The organism is Aestuariivirga sp. (assembly GCF_047602625.1).
In the GTDB taxonomy this organism is placed as follows: Bacteria; Pseudomonadota; Alphaproteobacteria; order Rhizobiales; family Aestuariivirgaceae; genus Aestuariivirga.
Genome location: NZ_JASGGV010000002.1, coordinates 1,013,037 through 1,029,556 on the forward strand (window position 1 = coordinate 1,013,037; position 16,520 = coordinate 1,029,556).

Annotated in this window: 18 protein-coding genes; 3 read left to right on the plus strand and 15 right to left on the minus strand. The window is 58.8% G+C overall.

Going from position 1 to position 16,520, the window contains the following annotated elements:
• Positions 1 to 6 precede the first annotated feature (6 nt).
• The 6 genes from QM694_RS09925 to QM694_RS09950 are packed head-to-tail and all read right to left on the minus strand — an operon-like array spanning position 7 to position 5,596.
• Positions 7 to 336, minus strand: coding sequence for a hypothetical protein (locus QM694_RS09925; protein ID WP_415006777.1), 330 nt, complete (start codon positions 334 to 336; stop codon positions 7 to 9).
• Positions 333 to 1,118, minus strand: a complete 786-nt coding sequence (locus QM694_RS09930; protein ID WP_415006778.1) for an ABC transporter ATP-binding protein — start codon at positions 1,116 to 1,118, stop codon at positions 333 to 335. Before QM694_RS09930 ends, QM694_RS09925 begins: the two co-directional genes overlap by 4 nt.
• Entirely contained in the window at positions 1,115 to 2,116 is a 1,002-nt protein-coding gene (locus QM694_RS09935) for an ABC transporter permease (RefSeq protein WP_415006779.1), read from the minus strand. Before QM694_RS09935 ends, QM694_RS09930 begins: the two co-directional genes overlap by 4 nt.
• A gap of 19 nt (positions 2,117 to 2,135) precedes the next feature.
• Entirely contained in the window at positions 2,136 to 3,158 is a 1,023-nt protein-coding gene (locus QM694_RS09940; RefSeq protein WP_415006780.1) for an ABC transporter substrate-binding protein, read from the minus strand.
• 29 nt (positions 3,159 to 3,187) lie between these two features.
• Positions 3,188 to 4,516, minus strand: coding sequence for an O-acetylhomoserine aminocarboxypropyltransferase/cysteine synthase family protein (locus QM694_RS09945; protein WP_415006781.1), 1,329 nt, complete (start codon positions 4,514 to 4,516; stop codon positions 3,188 to 3,190).
• 27 nt (positions 4,517 to 4,543) lie between these two features.
• Positions 4,544 to 5,596 (minus strand): isopenicillin N synthase family dioxygenase, encoded by a 1,053-nt coding sequence (locus QM694_RS09950; protein ID WP_415006782.1) that lies wholly within the window; start codon positions 5,594 to 5,596, stop codon positions 4,544 to 4,546.
• A gap of 195 nt (positions 5,597 to 5,791) precedes the next feature.
• On the opposite strand from QM694_RS09950, the gene QM694_RS09955 reads away from it, so the two are divergent.
• The 3 genes from QM694_RS09955 to QM694_RS09965 are packed head-to-tail and all read left to right on the plus strand — an operon-like array spanning position 5,792 to position 8,321.
• The gene (locus tag QM694_RS09955; protein ID WP_415006783.1) at positions 5,792 to 6,739 is read left to right on the plus strand and encodes an aliphatic sulfonate ABC transporter substrate-binding protein; all 948 of its coding nucleotides are present in this window, start codon (positions 5,792 to 5,794) and stop codon (positions 6,737 to 6,739) included.
• Positions 6,740 to 6,747: 8 nt separating this feature from the next.
• On the plus strand, positions 6,748 to 7,557 hold the full coding sequence (locus QM694_RS09960) for an ABC transporter permease subunit (RefSeq protein ID WP_415006784.1): 810 nt from the start codon (positions 6,748 to 6,750) through the stop codon (positions 7,555 to 7,557).
• Complete coding sequence (locus QM694_RS09965) at positions 7,524 to 8,321, plus strand: ATP-binding cassette domain-containing protein (protein ID WP_415006785.1); 798 nt, start codon at positions 7,524 to 7,526, stop codon at positions 8,319 to 8,321. Before QM694_RS09960 ends, QM694_RS09965 begins: the two co-directional genes overlap by 34 nt.
• A 117-nt stretch (positions 8,322 to 8,438) precedes the next feature.
• On the opposite strand, the gene QM694_RS09970 is transcribed toward QM694_RS09965, so the two are convergent.
• From QM694_RS09970 to QM694_RS10010, 9 genes are all read right to left on the minus strand, one after another.
• A protein-coding gene (locus tag QM694_RS09970) for an IS3 family transposase (RefSeq protein ID WP_415006786.1) occupies positions 8,439 to 9,550 on the minus strand; the annotation gives its coding sequence in 2 pieces (ribosomal slippage) (positions 8,439 to 9,298 and positions 9,298 to 9,550; 1,113 coding nt in all).
• Positions 9,551 to 9,772: 222 nt separating this feature from the next.
• Positions 9,773 to 10,822: an ABC transporter ATP-binding protein gene (locus QM694_RS09975; RefSeq protein ID WP_415006787.1), complete on the minus strand. Its 1,050-nt coding sequence runs from the start codon at positions 10,820 to 10,822 to the stop codon at positions 9,773 to 9,775.
• Positions 10,823 to 10,831: 9 nt separating this feature from the next.
• The gene (locus QM694_RS09980) at positions 10,832 to 11,665 is read right to left on the minus strand and encodes a carbohydrate ABC transporter permease (protein ID WP_415006788.1); all 834 of its coding nucleotides are present in this window, start codon (positions 11,663 to 11,665) and stop codon (positions 10,832 to 10,834) included.
• A gap of 2 nt (positions 11,666 to 11,667) precedes the next feature.
• Positions 11,668 to 12,270, minus strand: a complete 603-nt coding sequence (locus tag QM694_RS09985) for a carbohydrate ABC transporter permease (protein ID WP_415008604.1) — start codon at positions 12,268 to 12,270, stop codon at positions 11,668 to 11,670.
• Positions 12,158 to 12,577: a hypothetical protein gene (locus QM694_RS09990; RefSeq protein WP_415006789.1), complete on the minus strand. Its 420-nt coding sequence runs from the start codon at positions 12,575 to 12,577 to the stop codon at positions 12,158 to 12,160. Before QM694_RS09990 ends, QM694_RS09985 begins: the two co-directional genes overlap by 113 nt.
• A gap of 68 nt (positions 12,578 to 12,645) precedes the next feature.
• Positions 12,646 to 14,169: an ABC transporter substrate-binding protein gene (locus QM694_RS09995; RefSeq protein ID WP_415006790.1), complete on the minus strand. Its 1,524-nt coding sequence runs from the start codon at positions 14,167 to 14,169 to the stop codon at positions 12,646 to 12,648.
• A 118-nt stretch (positions 14,170 to 14,287) separates the two neighbouring features.
• Complete coding sequence (gene gloA, locus QM694_RS10000) at positions 14,288 to 14,704, minus strand: lactoylglutathione lyase (protein WP_415006791.1); 417 nt, start codon at positions 14,702 to 14,704, stop codon at positions 14,288 to 14,290.
• On the minus strand, positions 14,697 to 15,476 hold the full coding sequence (locus tag QM694_RS10005; RefSeq protein WP_415006792.1) for an iron-sulfur cluster assembly protein: 780 nt from the start codon (positions 15,474 to 15,476) through the stop codon (positions 14,697 to 14,699). Before QM694_RS10005 ends, gloA begins: the two co-directional genes overlap by 8 nt.
• 1 nt (position 15,477) lies before the next feature.
• Complete coding sequence (locus QM694_RS10010) at positions 15,478 to 16,479, minus strand: amidohydrolase family protein (RefSeq protein ID WP_415006793.1); 1,002 nt, start codon at positions 16,477 to 16,479, stop codon at positions 15,478 to 15,480.
• Positions 16,480 to 16,520: the final 41 nt, after the last annotated feature.

The window sequence follows — 16,520 nt, forward strand, 5'->3', positions numbered from 1 at the left end:
AGCACTTTATTCGGTTTGGCTGTGAACGTCCGTTTCTGGGATGGGGGTCAGCACAATACCCGCCGACAAAAGGGCAACAGAAATCCATGTAGCTATCGGCGAAAACCATTTGATGCCGAGAAAATGCGAGCTACGGCACAGGGACTGCGCGAGATCGCAGATGGATGATCCCGCGATCGTACAGGACAGCGATTCAGCTGGTGAAAGATAATTGTTGGAGATCACCGGCCAGAAGACGATGGCCCACCATGCCAGCGCCAGCGCAAGCGCAACGGCGCCCGCAGAAGCCGCCCCTCTCCCGAGACGGGACAGGGTTGATGGACGAACCACGATCATGCGGCGGCGCGCCCATCTGCGGGTGCGTGGCCGAGTGCGGCAAGAATTCGGCCGCGCAGCGCCACGATCGCCGGGTCATCGCGGCGGCGCGGGAAGTCCTGCTTCACCTCTACCTCCGCGACAATGCGCGCCGGGCGGTCGCTCAACACGACAATGCGATTGGAGAGTAGCAGCGCCTCCTCCACGTCATGGGTCACCATCAGGGCGGTAAAGCCCGCGCGTTTCCAGATGGCCAACAACTCGTCCTGAAGTCCCATGCGGGTCAGCGCATCAAGCTTTCCGAACGGTTCATCCAGCAGCAGGATCTTGGGGTCATTCACCAAAGCCCTGGCCAGCGCGGCGCGCTGCGCCATGCCGCCCGACAACTGGTAGGGATAGGCGCTGGCGAATTTTTCCAGGCCCACAAGCTCAAGCGCCTCATGGATCACATGCTGGCGGCCGCGCAGTTCGTTGCGCGCCGCAAGACCGGTGGCGACATTGCTCCACACCGTGGCCCAGGGAAACAGCGTCGCATCCTGGAAGGCGAGAATGCGTGAAGGGTCCGGAGCCTTCACAACATTCCCGCCCGCCAGAATCTCGCCCCGCGCGGCATGATCCAGACCCGCGACAAGGCGAAGGAGCGTCGACTTCCCGCAGCCGGACGGACCGAGCAGCGACACGAATTCGCCCGCCTTCACATCAAGCGACACGTCCTCGAGAACGGCCAGCGGCTTTCCATCGAGATGGAAGGCATGAGAGACGCTGCGGACCACGAGCGTCTCGCCCTGCGATGCTTCCGTCATGTGATGAACCCGGCCTGCCAGCGCAGCAGCCGCCCCCTGATGATGAACAGCAGCTTCACCAGCCCGGCGCAGAGCAACGCCATGATGATGAGTGTCGCGTAGACATTGGCGTAACCCGAGTAAGCGGTCTGGAACTGAATGTACCAGCCAAGCCCATATTTGGCGCCCAGCATCTCGGCCACAACGAGAATGGCGAAGGAAAAATAAAGGCCCATGAAGAGGCCGACGAAGACATGCGGCAGGGAGCCAGGAATGGCGATGTGGCGGATCTGATACCAGCTTTTGGCGCCAAGCGTGTTGGCCACGTCGTAATAGGCCTTGTTGATGGCGCCCACGCCGGAGGCGGTGAGAATGGCAACCGGAATCCCGCAGGACAAGGCCACGATGAAGATGCTGGCGGCGAAGGTTGTTGGAAAGAAATAGAAGGTGACCGGAATCCAGGCGGACGCAGGCACCGGCCCAATCAGCTTGAGGACCGGCATGCCCCAGTAGGAAAAGCGCGGTGACCAGCCCAGCGCCAGGCCGATGACATAGCCCACCGCGATGCCGGAGAAAAAGCCCAGCGCCCAGAGCCGGAGCGAATAAAGAATGCAGATGAGAAGCCTCGGGCCATCCGAGACATAGACATTCAGCAGGCCATGCGGCGGCGAAAAGAAAGGCTTGGGCAGCCAGCCAAATTTGGCCGTCGCCAGTTCCCACAGGAAGAGCCACACGCCCAGCGCCACGAACCACGGGCCATAGTGGATCAGCCGTTCGCCCGCCTTGCCCAACCGCTGCACGGTGAAGGCGAGTATAACAAGCAGCGCCGCCACGCCGCCGGTCAAGGCGGCGAACAGCGGGCCGCTGCCCCATGGCACGACATCGGGCAAGGCGATGGTGACCACGGCGGTTGCGAGCCAGAAGACGGCGGCGGCAAGGGCGGCGCGCCAGACATGCACAGGAATGCCAACAGCCAGCTTGGCGATGTCACGATTAAGAGCGCTTACGGCGTCAGTCATTGCGGCACGTCCCGCTAATTCAGGCCAAAAGATTGACGGTGATGCGCTGCGCGAATTCCTTCGGGTCTGTCGCCGGATCGAGCACCTTCACGAGTTTCAGATCTTCCGAGGCCTGTTGAATCTGGTCCACGAGTTCCTGGCCGATCGGATGGTTGTGCGCCACCAGATGGCCGATCACCGCCTTGAGGTCATCAAGGCTGAGGCCTGCGGGCTTGAGATTATCGAAATACCACTGCGCCACTTCCTCGGGGTGATTGGCGGTATATTCGTGCACTTCGATATTGGCTTCGGCGAGCCTGCGGATGGCATCCTTGTTGGCTTCATAGAACACGCCGTTGGCGCCCAGCACGCAGCAGGTATGGTTTTCATAAACGCCGGTCTGCGTGTCGGCGATCTTGGTGAAGCCGAATTTGTTTTCGATCGAATAGGCCCAGGGATCGAGATGAGCGGCAAGATCGGCCTCGCCACGATCCACCGTGTCGCCCACGAGGTCGAAGGGCACGGCCTTCCATGTCACGTCATTCTCGGGATCAATGCCGGCCTTGGCGAGCGTCACCTGAAAGGCCACCTGCGGCGGTGCGCCCACGCCATAGGTGGCGATGGTCTTGCCTTTCACGCCCTGAATGTCCTTCACACCGGATGCCTTCGACGCAAGGAGGCGCTGGCAGCCGCCATGCGAACCCACGAACAGCTTCACGTCGAAGCCCTGCTCGAGCGGCTTCAGCCAATCGCCGATCAGCCCCGCTCCAGCATCGGCCTTGCCGGTGGCCAGCGCCTGAATAAGCGTCTGGCCGCTGGCGCCCTGATAGAACAGTTCAACATCGAGATTGTGTTTCTGATAAAGGCCCTTGGCGACACCGAAGCCCAGCGGCGAATGGCAAGCCGCCACTTCCGTCCAGGCCAGCCTGACCTTTGGCGCAGGCCCCGCAATGGCGGGCGAGAAAATCCGCGATCCGGCGGCGCCTGCGCTGGCGGCGATGCCCGCCGCGCCTGCAGCCTGAAGCAGCTTGCGGCGGGATACGCCTTTTTTGATCTTGCTCATGATGGCCCTCGACTTTTTTAAAAGAAAAATCAGGCGGCTTTCGCCGCGTTGCCGCCCGTTGCCGCGGCAGCTTCCAGCGCCTGCGCGATGTCCGCGATGATATCGTCGGCATGTTCGATGCCGATTGACAGGCGCACGTAGCCGGGCGTCACGCCCGCAGCCAATTGCTCGGCAGAGGAAAGCTGCTGATGGGTGGTCGAGGCGGGATGAATGGCAAGCGAGCGGGAGTCACCGATATTGGCGACGTGATAGAGAAGCTTCAGCGCATTGATGAAGACCTGGCCAGCCTCAATGCCGCCCTTCAGTTCAAAGCCCACCAGCGCGCCATATCCGCCTTTCAGATATTTATCGGCGCGCTCCTTCAGCTTGCCTTTCTGCAGGCCGGGGAAGATGACATTGTCAATCTGGCGATTCTTCGCCAGATAGTCCGCCACCTTCACCGCATTCTCGTTCTGCTGGCGCACGCGCAGCGGCAGCGTTTCAAGCCCTTGAATGAAATTCCACGCATTGAAGGGAGAGATGGCGGCGCCGAGATCGCGCAACAGCTTGACGCGGATGCGGAGAATATAGGCGATGGGGCCAAGCGGCTTCGCGGCTTCCGTCCAGATGGCGCCGTGATAGGCGTCATCCGGCTTGGTGAGCTGGGGAAAGCGCTCGGCATGATCTTCCCACGGGAAGTTGCCGCCATCGATGATGACGCCGCCGATGCTGTTGCCGTGGCCGCCAATATATTTCGTCGCCGAATGCACCACCACGGCGGCGCCATATTCAAACGGCCTGGCGATCAGGGGCGCTGCCGTATTGTCGACGATCAGCGGCACGCCAAGCTTGCGGCCAATGGCGGCAACTTCAGCGATCGGGAATACATGCAGCTTCGGATTGGGCAGCGTCTCGGCGTAGTAGGCCTTGGTGCGCGCATCGGTGGCCTTGCGGAAATTTTCAGGATCGGAAGGATCGACGAAGCGCACTTCGATGCCGAAGGATTTCAGCGTCTGCGACAGCAGCGTGACGGTGCCGCCATAAAGATCGGTGGAGGAGACAATGTTGTCGCCCGCCTGTGCCAGGTTGAGCACGGAATAGGCCGATGCCGTTTGGCCCGATGCGACGGCAAGAGCCGCAACGCCGCCCTCAACTGCAGCAATCCTCTGTTCAAAGGCATCCTGCGTCGGGTTCTGCACGCGGGTATAGATGTTGCCGAGTTCTTCAAGCGCGAACAGCCGCGCCGCATGCGCCGTATCCTGGAACTGATAGGAGCTGGTCTGGTAAATCGGCACCGCCACCGCGCCCGTCGCGGGATCGGCGCGATAGGTTCCGCCATGCAGCGCCAGCGTTTCAGGCTTGTTGGATGATGTGGTCATGGGAGGCCTCGTGTTGAAGTGACGGGATCAATAGGCTGATGCGGCAGCGAGCGGTTTGTTGCGTTCGGCAGGGTCGAGAAGATCGGCGTGGTGGGCGCGCGCCACGTCGGGGTGCGAACGCAGCCTGCTCTTGAGATAGTTCTTCGCCACTTCGCGGAAGAGCGGGTTCTGGGCGTCCTGCGTTACGCCGCGCACATGGGCGGCAAGATCGATAGGCAGATCGAGAACAGGCACGGTTGAGTCCAGCCGCGCGCCAAGGAAGAAGGCCACCGAAAGGCGGTCGCCACCCTCGGGCGGCGACACCACGCGGTGCACATTGGCGCGCAGATAGCCGCCTGAGGCCATCTCAAGCAATTCACCGATATTGACAATGAAGGTGCCTGGCACCGGCGGCGCTTCGATCCAGCCATCCGGCCCTTCGACCTGAAGCCCGCCCACCCTGTCCTGCAGCAGCACGGTGACGAAGCCTGAATCCTTGTGCGCGCCAACGCCCTGATCACCGTCCTCGCGCTTGCGGCCGGGATAGCGGATGATCTTCAGAAGCTGGTTCGGTGCTGGCGTATAGATAGGCGCGAAGACTTTCGGATCCTGTCCCAAGGATTCCGCCAGCGCCTCGGTGATGCGGATGCCGAGCGCCGTCACGTCGTCTTGGTAGCGCAACAGGGTGGACTTCAATTCCGGAAGGGCGGATGGCCACTGGTTCGGTCCGATCAGTCTCGTCCAGGCAGGCGCGGACCGGTCGATTGGGCGGGCTGGCTGTTCCGGCCCGATGTCCACCTGCTCGCGCCAGTCCGGCTTGCCCCGCGTATGCTCGAGGCCCGCGCGGTTATAGCCGCGGAACTGCGGCGACTTGACCATCTGGATTTCCAGCTTGTCATCCTCCGGCAGGCTGAAAAATTTCCGCGAGAGCGCCAGCACCTCATCCACCAAGGCGGCATCGATACCGTGACCGGTCAGATAGAAGAAACCAAGGCTCCGCGCGGTGTCCCGCAGTTCGGCGAGAAAGGCCTGTCTGTTTTTGTTCTTCCCAGAGAGCCGAGAAAAATCGAGAGTTGGAAGGGACCGGGGGGAAAGCAGCACAATGGCACCTGCTTGTCTAATCACTACTGTTTTAGCAGTGTATTAAGATGCAGAGAACCGGACAACTGAGGAAAATTTAATCTGATTGCTGAGAATTTCTATATCGTCAAAGCGATGTCTCGCACGATATACCTCTATATATTCTACGTATAAAATCGTCTTATAACCCCCATTGGTTACCCGAAGGAGTTTGACATGCCGACCATCACCCGCCGCCAATTGGGATTAGGCGCATTTGCCGCTGCGGCTACGCTTGCGGTTCCGGTCCGCGCCGCGACGTCCGGCACCATCAGGATTGGCTACCAGAAGACCAACCTGCCGGTGATCGCCAAGCAGCAGCATGTGGTGGAGGACGCGCTCAAGGATAAATCCGTCAACGTGGAATGGGTGGAGTTCAATGCCGGGCCGCCGATCATCGAGGCCCTGAACGCGGGCGCCATCAATGTCGGCTGGACGGGCGATGCGCCGCCGATCTTCGGGCAGGCGGCGGGCGCCAAGATCGTGTACGTCGCCGCCCTGCCGTCGAATGGCAAGGGTGAGGCAGTGATTGCCAAGCCGTCTTCCGGCATCACCACCATCGAAGGCCTCAAGGGCAAGAAGGTGGCGGTCGGCAAGGGAACCAGCGCTCACAATCTGCTTGTCGCCGCGCTGGAGTCAAAGGGCCTGAGCCTGAACGACATCGAGGTTCACTATCTGCCGCCGCCGGACGCGTCGGCGGCTTTTGCGGCCGATCAGGTCGATGCATGGTCGATCTGGGATCCCTTCCTCGCGGTGGCGGAAGTCAACTACAAGCCCACGGTGCTGGTGCGATCGCCCGATGTGCTGAAGGTCAACACCTATTTTCTCGCCAACCCGGATTTTGCCAAGGACAATGGCGGTACCATCGACGCGACGCTTGCGGCGCTCAAGACGGCGGCCGCCTGGGCCGATGCCAACCGCGGCAAGGTGGCGGAAGCGCTTCATGAAGTGACGGGCGTTCCCCTGGAGGCGCAGACACTGGCGGCGGAGCGGGCGCAGTTCGGAATCTTCCCCCTGACGCCCGAGATCATCGCGGGCCAGCAGGCCACCGCCGACCGCTTCTTCAAGCTTGGCCTCATCCCCAAGGAAATCAAGATCGCCGATGCCGTGTGGGCAAAGGCCTGAACCGGCCGATGGCCGCCATATCCGCTTCCGATGCGCGTGAGGCTGGGTCCATCTGGGAGCAGGGCTGGATCGGCTGGCTGCTGCCGGCGGTGCTGGTCATCATATGGGAAGCCCTGTCGCGCTTGGGATTCCTTGCACCCAATGTGCTTCCCTCTCCATCCGCCATTCTCGAAGCGGGATGGCGGCTCACGCTGTCGGGTGAGCTGCCGCATAATATGCTGGTCAGCACAGGCCGCGCGCTGCTTGGCCTGGCGATCGGCGGCAGCTTCGGCTTTGCGCTGGGGCTTGCCAATGGCCTCTCGCGCAAGTCGCGCGATATAAGCGACACCACGCTGCAGATGATCCGCAATGTACCGCACCTCGCGCTGATCCCGCTCGTCATCCTGTGGTTCGGCATCGGCGAGACTGCGAAGATTTTTCTCGTGGTGCTCGGCGTCTTCTTTCCGATCTATGTGAACACGCTGCTGGGCGTGCAGAGCGTTGACCCGCAGTTGATCGAGATGGGGAAGACCTATGGCATGGGCCGCTGGGATCTGTTCCGCAAAGTGATCCTGCCGGGCGCGCTGCCGGCGATCTTCACCGGCCTCCGCTACGGACTCGGCATCATGTGGCTGACGCTGATCGTGGCGGAAACCATCGCCGCGCAATCCGGCCTTGGCTACATGGCGATGCAGGCGCGCGAGTTCCTGATGATCGATGTAGTCGTGCTTTCAATTCTCATCTACGCGCTTCTGGGAAAACTGGCTGATGTTCTCGCCCGCGCGCTGGAGCGCATGGCGCTGCAATGGCATCCCGCCTTTCAGACGAAGGGCGGATGATGGCCTTTGACATGACGCCTGGGACGTCCTTCGCAATCCAGGGCGTGACACGGCATTTTGGCCCTGTGCATGTCCTGCGCGGCATCGACCTCGTGGTCCCGCAAGGGCAGTTCCTTGCCGTCATTGGCAAAAGCGGCTGTGGAAAATCCACCCTCCTCCGCCTGCTGGCTGGTTTGGACAAACCGACAAGCGGCAATATCCTTCGGAATGCAGCTGTTCAGGAACGGGCCGGAACCCGCATCATGTTTCAGGAGCCGCGGCTTCTGCCATGGGCAAGGGTTTCAGCCAATGTCGCCGTCGGCCTGACGGGCCTGCCGCTGCGCGCCGAAGGCGAATCACGCACCGCCGCCATTCTCGAAGAGGTCGGGCTTGGTGCGCGCGGCGGGGATTGGCCGTCGACACTTTCGGGCGGCCAGCGCCAGCGCGTGGCCCTGGCGCGCGCGCTGATCGGCGCGCCTTCGCTTCTGGCGCTGGATGAACCGCTTGGTGCGCTGGATGCGCTGACACGCATCGAAATGCAGCAGTTGCTGGAAAGGGTATGGCTGGAAAAGCGCTTTACCGCCGTGCTCGTGACGCATGATGTGAGTGAGGCCGTCGTGCTTGCCGATCGCGTGGTCGTTCTGGACGCAGGGAAAATTGCTCTCGACCTGGCAATCGATCTGCCGCGCCCCCGGCGGCGGGGGGCCGCCGAGATTGCGTCATTTGAACAGACGATTCTCGGCCAGCTCTTCAATGCAGCAAGCAGCGAGGCTGCCGCGTTATAAAAACAACCCTGGGCTTCGGACTCATAAAACCTGAGCCAGAGACGCACAGCGGCGATTTTTGCGAAGGCCAGATAGGCTGTGGCCTTGCGGTTGACCTGCTCCCCTGAATGCCCTCGCTTATAGGTTGGTCCTGTTCAGGTTTTGGTCCATGTTGGACCGGTTTGCAAACTCGACTGGGGTGAGCCCGTTCAGGCTCGTGTGTGGGCGGTTCTGGTTGTAGTCGGTCCTCCATTCTTCGATGATGTTCTGCGCCTGCCGGTAACTTACGAACAAGTGCGCGTTGAGACACTCGTCGCGCAGTCGGCCGTTGAAGCTTTCGACGAAGCCGTTCTGCATGGGTTTGCCGGGGGCGATGTAGTGCCATTCGACGGCGTGTTCCTCTTGCCACTGCAGGATGGCATTCGAGGTGAGCTTCGTGCCGTTGTCACTCATCACCATCAGGGGACAGCCACGGCTTTCGACGATGCGGTCCAGCTCCCTCGCAACTCGGTGGCCGGAGATCGAGTTGTCGGCGACGGCGGCGAGGCATTCCCGGCTGAAGTCGTCGATGACACAGAACACCCGGAACCGTCGGCCATCGGTCAGGGCGTCGGACACGAAATCCAGGCTCCAGCGCTGGTTCGGCTCCTGCGGGATGTTCATGGGCGACCTGGTGCCAAGAGCCCGCTTCCGGCCGCCACGCTTGCGGACCGTAAGACGCTCCTCGCGATAGAGCCGATACAGCTTCTTCCAGTTCACATGGACGCCTTCACGCTCCAACAGGATGTGAAGCCGCCGGTAGCCGAACCGCCGCCGCTGGCTGGCAAGCTCCTTCAGCCGCCGCCGCAAGCCAGCATCGTCAGGGCGCTGTGACTGGTAGCGGTAGACCTTCGGATCGATCCCCACCAGGGCACAGGCATGGCGCTGGCTATACGCCTTCTCCTTCATCGCCCAATCCACGGCATTCCTCCTCGAACTGGGCGTCAGAAGTTTTTTGACAACATCTCGCGGAGTGTCGATGCATCCATCATCGACTCCGCCAGCAGCTTCTTCAGCTTGGCGTTCTCTTCTTCCAGAACCTTCAGCTTCCGGGCCTGGGACACTTCCATGCCGCCATATTGCGAACGCCACTTGTAGAACGTCGCATCGCTGATCCCGTGCTTCCGGCACAGATCCGCCGCCGACAAGCCAGCGCGATGCTCCTTCAGGATCGAAATGATCCGTTCCTCGGTGAACCTGCTCTTCTTCATCGTCCGTCTCCTTTCCAGAGAACAGACTAACCGCAAACCGGGGACATTTCAGGGGAGCAGGTCACAGAAACTACTTCACAAATGCGGGATATGGTGACGTCTAAGATTAAAGCACTCTAAAAGACATTTAACATAAATCACTGATTCCCGAACCGGCTGGCGCGCACTGCGCGTGAAAGTCAGTCCCGCTCATGTTCAGAGAACGCGGTTTCGAAACAAGCCTCACATACGAAGTCCAGTGTCGCTTCTAAAAAAATGCATGTGCTGCTTCGGAAACTCTACATAGGCGGTTCCGCCCGGCAGCGCCGCATCTTCCGGAAAGGTAACAGAAATGGAGTTCCCGCCTGCTGTTCCATGAATTACTTTTTGCGAACCCAGTTCCTCCACCAGAGAAATGCTGAATGGTAATGCAGTTTCCAGCGCCTTAGTTCCAAACCGTAACCGCTCAGGGCGGATGCCCATGACAAACGACCCAACCGGTGCACCAGGCGCCGGAAGGGTTTCTCCCGACGCTACCCGGACAAGTTGGCCATCCGACTGTACATCCAGCATGTTCATAGCTGGGGAGCCGATAAAATTTGCCACGAACAAACTTGCCGGCCTTTCATAGATTTCAATCGGTTTTCCGATTTGCTCGACCTTCCCACCGTTCAACACGACGATGCGGTCCGACATCGTCATGGCTTCGACCTGATCGTGGGTGACGTAGAGCGTGGTAACGCCAAGCCGCTGCTGCAACTCACGGATCTCAACACGCATATGATTCCGCAGCTTCGCATCAAGGTTGGACAGCGGCTCATCGAAGAGAAACGCTTGCGGCTCCCGCATGATCGCCCTGCCCATGGCCACGCGCTGCTGCTGGCCACCAGATAACTGGGAGGGCTTGCGCTCCAGAAGCTGCTCGATTTGAAGGACTGCGGCGACTTCCCTTACGCGCTGCTTTACACGGGCGTCTGGCGTCTTGCGGATCCGGAGTCCATAGGCCAGGTTCTCAAAGACCGTTTTCTGGGGATACAGAGCATAGTTCTGGAAAACCATCGCGATATCGCGATCACGCGGTTCGAGTGAAGTGACATCGCGCCCGCCTATGAGCACATGTCCACTCGTCAACTCCTCAAGACCTGCAGTGATGCGGAGAATCGTTGACTTGCCGCACCCCGAGGGCCCGAGAAGACTGATGAACTCGCGGTCTTTCACGTCCAGCGAAAAGCCGGGGATCACCTCTAGGGACCCGAATTTTTTCCTGAGATCGCGGATTTCAATATTCGCCACTGGTTTCTCCTAATCCTTGATCGCGCCCATCGACATGCCGCGAACCATGTATTTTTGCGCGAGAATCGAGAAGAGGAGCACCGGCATTACGAGGACCATTCCGGCTGCCGCAACGTAGTTCCACCCGACCTCCGTCCACGTAATGAACTCCGGTATGGCAACCGGCAGCGTCTTCGCCTTTGCCTTCGTCAGGATCAGCGCGAAAAGAAACTCGTTCCACGAGAAGATGATACAGAAAATAGCCACGGCAATGATGCTGGGCCGCAGCACAGGCAGCAGAATGTCACGGATCGCGCCGAGCTGGGTCTGCCCGTCGATCATCGCGGCCTCCTCCAGTTGCACCGGCACCGCTTTGATGAACCCCGTCATCATCCACACCACGAAAGGAAGGTTGAAGGAAGTGTAGGCGATGATAAGCCCAAGCTTTGTATCGAGAAGCGCCATCGTCTTGAAGATCATGAAAATCGGCAATGCCGCAACGATCGGCGGAAACATGCGGACTGACAGAATGTAGAAGGCAAGATCATCCCGCCCGCGAAACGAGAAGCGCGCCAGCCCGTAAGCGGCGAGTGTGCCGAAAACCAGCGAAAAGACGGTGCTGCCCACCGAAACGATGAGTGTGTTGGTCAGCATGTGCAGCATCGGCTTGGTTTCGAAGATAAACCGGTAGGAGTCGAGTGTCGGTGAAAACCAGAACGTCGAACCAATTCCAGCATAAATCTGCTGCTGCGTCTTGAAGGAAGACACGATCAGGTAGGCGATGGGTAGAAGCGAGAAGACTCCATAGACGACGAGAATGACGGCAACAGCGATCCAGTATGATCTGCTTTTGGGCGCGCGCATGTTCAGGCCCCCTTCCCCCCGGTCATGAACCGGTTCAGCAGTTTCGTCATAGCGGTAATGATGACCAGCATCGACAGCGCGATGATTGCTCCCTGGTGCATAAAAAAATATTCGAAGGACGATCTGAAAGCCATGACGGGGAGAATTTCTGTCACGCGCCCAGGACCGCCGTTGGTCATGATGTAGATCGTGTCAAACATACGGTTGAAGGCGTCAATCGTGCGGATGAGAAGCGCAATGGCAATGATGGGCCGCATCATCGGCAGCATGATGTCGACGAAAACGCGAAAGCGGCTGGCGCCATCAACTTCCGCAGCCTCAAAGGGTGACTGCGGCAGCGCACGCATGCCGGCAAGCAGGAGCAAGAGCATGAACGGTGTCCATTGCCATACGTCCGCGACAATGATTCCAAACAGTGCTGTGTCTGGGTTATTGAGTATTGAGTAGTTTTGCACGCCCATCGCCTTGAGTATGCCGGCGATGAGGCCGAATTCACCGTTGAAAAGAAAACGCCAGATCGTTCCCACGACCACGGGTGTCAGCATCATCGGCATGAGAAAGAGCGGAAACAGAAAATCGCGCCCACGGAAGCTGTGAAAGAAAATCGAAGCCAGCAGAAGACCAAGCACAAATTCGACTGTCACCACCGCCACCACGAGAAATAGCGTTGTGAGCAGCGACTGCCAATAGTCGCCCGAACTCGAAGACTTCCTTCAGATTGTCGCCAAGCGACCAGCCGGATAGCATCGGGTTCGTGAGGATGACTGTGTGGCTGGCAAGATACAGGGAATAAAGCAGAGGAAACAAAGTGATCGACAGAAGAATGATAAGCGTCGGACTAAGAAAAAATAGCGGACGCAGCCGGCGCAGCAATGGCGCGCGATAGGGCGTATTTTTCACAGTGTCGGCCATGAACGCATCCGTTGCCTCAAAAGGCCAGGCGGCAACATTGAAGTCCGCCGCCTGGAAGTTGTGGGAGGTTAGAGAAGTTCGACCTTCGGAGTACCCTTGTAGTTCGATGTAACCGTCTTGGGATATTCCTTGTCGCCCTGGTAGAAGCCATATTGCTTCATGAGCTTTCCGACTTCCTTGTCAGCGGTGACGATCGCGTCTTCTACGTTCGTCTTGCCGATCATGCAGTCCTGGAAAGCAATAGCCACCGTGTCTTCCCATTGCCGCTCGTTGGCAATCTTCGGGGCGTCCCAGAGTTTCTTGCCGACGAGCTTCGTTGACTCAAGAAGAATCGGGAAGTGCCCATATTTGTCTTTGTATTTCTCAAGGAGCGAAACTCGCGACGGCGCCGCATCACCTGCTTGAAGGATTTTTTCCTGAATGGCGGGAGAAGACAGCCACTGCGAGAACAGGAAGGCAGCTTCCTTATTGGCAGACGATTTTGCAATCGCCAGACCAAAGCTGGCAAGCCGGGTATAGCCGCCTGTCACTTCGCCGTTCGGAGCAGGCGTGTCAAACCCGGTGGGCGGCCATGCATAGGCGTTCTTGCCGGCGACCTTTGATTGCTTTGGATCTTCCTGCACCGCAAAGATGATGGCCCAGTTGAGATTCATGGCGATGTTGCCCTGCGAATACGCCGCCGAAGCTTCGCCAAGCTCGAAGTCAAGTGAACCCGGCGGAGTGATCTTGTTCTGGTAGATGTCACGGATGATCTGCATCGCGTGCTTTGCATTCTCGAAGTTCTCAGGCGGCTGTGAGAATGTCGGATGGAGGTAGTCATCAAACACCGTGCCACCCATCGACAGGAAGGGAATGGTCACCATTTCCATCATCGCCGTGCGGAGGCCATGGATCACGTATCCATAGTGATCACCCTTGGTGAACTGCGCTGCCTGATCGTAGAGTTCCTTCCAAGTCACGGGGGCTTTAAGGCCAGCCTCAGCATACCAATCCTTGCGGTAAGCCAGAATTGGGAAAGTGAACATGTTCGAGAACATGTAGACTTCATCCAGATAGCTGTTCGTCTTCTGGCATTCCGCAGAGAGGTCGTTGTAGTTGAAGTTCGGGTCCGAAAGGTTTGAATCCGCCATGAAGGATGTCAATGGCTCCATATAAGGGGCATAGCCAGGGAACCAGATCGAATCGATGTTGTAGAGGTCGTATTCGTCAGAACCTGTCGCAAGCAGCTGCATGTGCTTGCCAACCGCCTCGCCATACTGCACGGTGTCGATTGTGACTTTGATTCCTGTTTCCTTTTCGAAGTCGGGCACGAACTGGCGCATGAAGTCATTATGTGGATAGCCTGCGAGATTGGATATGCGCACTGTCGTTCCGGCATAAGGCTTGGCCGCCTCTGCCAGAGACCAGTCCGCGGCGTGTGCGACACGCGGGCGAATGACAGTCCCGGTGCCTGCCGCAGCAAAGCCCGCTGCAAGAAGCGAAGAGTTGCGCAAGAACTCACGGCGGCTGACGGCTGTGTCCCTTAGGAAGGATTGCCGGCTGGCAACTGCCCTTCCGAAGGCATTCATCATGTCGATAGTGTCCTTTTTCATGTTTTCCTCCCTTGAAAAATGGACGTCTTCTTCCAGCCCGCGACGTTGCGTCACCGCAGGGTCTTATACTTCAGCACTAGATCGGAACTTCGCTCCGGGAAGGCCGGGTACCTCCGGGTCAGCTCCAGGTCATCGTATCAAGATCGATCAGTTCAACCTTGTAGCCATCAGGATCTTCAATGAAAGCGATGTGTGTCGTGCCATGCATCATGGGGCCGGGCTTACGCGGGATCTTCGCGCCATTTGCCTCGAGCTCCTTGCAGATGCCATAAATGTCGCGGACGCCTAGCGCGATGTGCCCATAGGCGGTGCCAAGCTCATAGCCCTCGGGTTTGTCCCAGTTATACGTCAGCTCGATCACGGCATTGGATTGCTCAGGCCCATAGCCGACGAAGGCAAGCGTGAATTTCCCTTCTGGGAATTCATTGCGCCTCAACAGCTTCATGCCAAGCAGCCGTGTATAAAAATCAATTGACTTGTCGAGGTCCTTGACCCGCAGCATCGTGTGCAGCAGGCGGAATTTGGCTTCACTCATCAAATCGTCTCCTGGGGGATTGAGAAGCGCTGAAAGGCAACGCATGCGAGCCACTGCAGACTACGCCTTGGCGGCGCGCCGCGACGAGCATCCGGCACATTTCGCCGTTTGCCGCTGCATTTGTCGAGACGCGCCGGATCTCGCGCATGTGAACGGCAAGATCGGACACAGCGGCGCCCTTCGTATCGCAGATGCCAGGTTCCTTCGCGAGGACCGGAAGCCCCGCCTCTCGGCGCTTTTCGATATAGTCAGAAAAGAGATCTTCTATCCGATGAGTGGCGGCGATCTGTTCCAACTCCCCGATCGTAGCGCTTGCAAACGTGGGGTCCTGCAATCCTTGGCGCCGCAAGGCATTGACGAGGCGCCCCTGGCGCATCAACATGCCCTTCACGGCGAAGTCGCGGCGCAAGGTGTCGAGCGTCCCGGACGCATGGCGGGGAAAGGCCGCATCAAATGCGCGGCTGCCGTTCACGCCGGCGTTGATCTCCGCGCTCGCGAAATGATCCATAAGATTTAGATGAAAGGCGGATACCCAAGGGAGATTCATCACTGCGGCTCGCATTTCTTCCGCCATGAGGTAGACGAAGTTGACGGGACACCAGAACGTGGGCAGCCGCAGCGAAACGGTTACGTCGCCCGCAGCGACTTTAACACCAACCACGAAGTCGAGATCTGCGACCGCCTCATCAATCTCGGGGTCACGAACCGCGGCGATGGCGCCGCGAACTTCGCGCTCGCGCTGTTGAAGCTCAACTGGTGGAACGCCTTCCACGTCAAGCGGCCTTGGGCAAGGCGAATTCCGAGGGAACGCTTACGCCATATAACTTGGCGGCATTCAACCCCAGAATTTTCCGTTTTACGTCAAGCGTAAGCTGGGTTCCGGCCTCCTGCGCCGTGTCGTCGTCGAACTGGAAATCCATGAACTTCTCGATGATCCAGCCGGGGCTGGTGATCGCATAGTCCGAGCCGAACAGAAGCCTGTCGGGACCAACCCAGAACAGAAGATCGGACAGCATCTTGGCGAAGAATTTGGGCCGTGCGTGAATATAGGACGGTATCAGGGCAAGCCCACCGTACACATTGGGCTCCTGCCCGGCGATAAAGCAAAAGTCGTCGATGCGCGGCATGCCGCAGTGATCAATAATAAAGTTGAGGTCGGGATAGTTGGTGGCGATATAGTCGACATCCCGCACGTCAAATGCATCGTAGTCGAGGGGGTATGTCGTCGGGCCCTTGTGCAAGTGAATGTTGCGGATACCAAGTTCACGGCACTTTTCAAGATAGGGAACAACGAAGGGATCCTTCATGGAATAGCCGCGAGAGGCGCCGTTCCATTCGGCGGTATAGAGTTTCACGCCGGTGAAGCGCCATTTTTCAAAATCGCGTTCAAGCCTGTCGAGTCCCCGGCCGCCGTCGCGCGGATCGATGCGGCCATTGAGAATGACGCGTTCGGGATAGAGATCCTTTAACGATCCGCATTGCGTCGTTGTGTTGAAGCCATCGTTGAAGAAATCATAAAGATAGACCGGCAGCATGACCGCCATGTCGACATGCCCATCCTCGAAGAGATCTTTCGCCGCCCTTTCCGCACCCTGGTAACTGAAGCGTTCCGCCGTCCAGCGATCCTCGGGCGGCGTCAGCGCATTGTGGGCACCAAAAAACGTGTTGATGAACATCTGCCCATTACGGTTCCGAATGTTAGACGGACGCGCGTCCCACACGTGGCAATGGGCATCAATCACAAAGACCTTTTCGCCATTGGAAGTGACGAACATGGCGTTTCTCCTCTGTTTTCCAGCCCTCCGTGCCGGGTCCA